The 2,168-nt window shown below is 57.3% G+C and carries 2 protein-coding genes and 1 pseudogene; 1 reads left to right on the top strand and 2 read right to left on the bottom strand.

Features of this window, described 5'->3' with window-relative positions; translation table 11 throughout:
• A partial coding sequence (locus CQ12_RS44975) for a hypothetical protein (protein WP_198164121.1) occupies positions 1-422 on the top strand: 422 nt, incomplete at its 5' end.
• A gap of 219 nt (positions 423-641) precedes the next feature.
• Here CQ12_RS44975 and CQ12_RS11070 read toward each other — a convergent pair.
• Complete coding sequence (locus CQ12_RS11070; protein WP_057835345.1) at positions 642-1,220, bottom strand: hypothetical protein; 579 nt, start codon at positions 1,218-1,220, stop codon at positions 642-644.
• Between the two features lie 320 nt (positions 1,221-1,540).
• A pseudogene (locus tag CQ12_RS47645) lies at positions 1,541-1,651 on the bottom strand (PEPxxWA-CTERM sorting domain-containing protein); the annotation flags it as partial.
• Positions 1,652-2,168 lie beyond the last annotated feature (517 nt).

Here is a 2,168-nt window from a genome sequence, read left to right as displayed (position 1 = left end):
GGAATGCGCCCAACCTTTGGAAAGGTGATTATCGGGGCGCCGCAGACAATATATTTTGTTTTGCGGAGGAAATCTTCGGACGGCAATTCGTGATCCACGACGAAAAGATTGCGGTTTTTGAATCTGAAACTGGAGATTTGGAAATCGTCGCATCTTCTCTTGAAGAGTGGGCTTCGAAAATGCTCCTCGACTACAACCAGATGACAGGCCATCGGCTTGCGCACGAATGGCAACTCCGCCACGGCGCTCTGCGTCCGCGCCACCGGTTGATGCCGAAGAGGCCGTTTGTATTGGGTGGCGAATATTCGATAGAAAATCTTGCTTCTGTAGACTCTGTTCAGATGATGAAGAGCCTTGGCAATCTTGCTTTTCAGCTTCATGGCTTGCCGGATGGTGCGGAGGTCGAATTCAAGATCCTTTAGTTTGTGGTACAATTGCGGATTACGGTGACAGCGAGTAGCCCGCATGAGCGCATGCGATATGCGGGGTAAACTGAAACCCGGATATCGCTTCGCTCATGCGCAAGCGAAATGCCGGACTGCTAGCTTTGGTCGCACGCCTTTGAGCCGATGCATGCCCCCCGGACCACCGGGGCCGCGCAAAGACGCATCAGCGCGGCTCGACTTTGGCGGCGGTGATGCTCATCGGGTTTTCATCGCCGCGCAGAACTGTTCCGTGACCGCCGTCGTTTCCTCGGTGACGTTCCAGCCGTTCGTCTCGGCGTTTTCCCTGGCCGACTTCTGCTCGTTCTGAAGCATCTTCTTGATGAGCGCGTACGGTTTCCAGTCGGCTTTGGACAGCTTGACGGGGGGCGCACCGCAGACGTTGTGGGCGATCGCTTTCTGCACACCAGTGCTGACCTCGCTCATGTGGCCCTCGACCACGGCGGTGAAGCGCGCTTTGGCGTATTGGCTGTTGGTTGCGATGAAGTCCCTGCAGAAGGCGACCCGTTGACCTCCGTCGCGGGCCTTGATGTAGGCCGTCTGCGTTTCGTAATGGAGGCGGTAGGCGAGTTTGTTGGCGTTCGGATCGGATTTCACCGCTTCGAGCATGGCGCGGTGGTCACCCAAGGTGGCGTCATTGATCCTGAAGTCACATGCCTTGGCGAGGGAAACGACCGGAACGTAGGCCCGCATCTTGGCCTCCAGGGCATCGTTGGCGTGCGCAACTGGTGCGAACAGGCTGGCGGCGATTGCGAAAGCAGCAAGGCAGCGTTTCATTGTTGACGTACCTCCACAAGCGGTGGCGGTTCGGGAGCGCGGTGGCCCAGCCGGGTAGTGTCCAGGCCAAGGCGAATTCCTTGGGCGGCTGTCAGGCGCCCATCTTGATCTGGATCATGCCATTGCGCATCCGGACCGGTCGTCGGTCCCGCCCATCAACAAGCCGCTGATCCGGGCTACGCTCGCTGCCCTACGCCTTGAAGCAGTCTATCGTTCATGGCCATCTCCGTGCCGTCTCACACGCGGAAAACGGTGACCGTCTATATAACAAAAAAGCCGCCCCAAAGGGCGGCTTTTCCAGATTACATGCGCCGATGCGATCAGGCGATGCGAAGTGCAGCACCGGACCTGCGGCGATAAGCGAGGAAACCGACGCCAAAGAAGCCCAGGATCATCATCGCCCAGGTGGAGGGTTCAGGCACCGCGGCGTTGATCGTGATCGTCCCTGTAAGCGGATCAGTATCCTTACCAAACGGGCCCAAAGTACCCAGCCAGACATCATTGAGGGCCAAGGTGTAAGAGTTGCCGCCGAAGGCAATGGTTTGCGGATCGAAATCGATGTGAACGACGCCAGCCACCAGAGTAACCAGGCCCTTCACATCGGCGAAGACGTCAGTGGTCGCGATGACCGGACTGGTGAACTTGACTTGCAGGTCGAACGTATCATCGAACAGTTCGAAGATTGCGCTGCTGAGCGTGAACTTGCCAAGACTCACCGCAACAGACGTATCCGGAGACGACAGAGATTCATTAAAAGCAGCCCCCTTGAATTTCAACGGCCCGTCAGACGCATTGAGCGTAGGGGTGCACGGCGTGCCAAAACATCCAGCAGTGCTGCCAGTGAAGACAATCGACGCGCTCGCTGCGGGCGAACCGATCATCAGCGCCAGTGCTGCTGCGCTTATAATGCCAAGCAATCTCATAAAGCCCCCGAAAGCGAATTAAATC

Origin of the sequence: Bradyrhizobium jicamae (genome assembly GCF_001440395.1) — a bacterium.
Lineage (GTDB): Bacteria > Pseudomonadota > Alphaproteobacteria > Rhizobiales > Xanthobacteraceae > Bradyrhizobium > Bradyrhizobium jicamae.
This window is presented reverse-complemented; position numbering and strand designations above follow the sequence as displayed.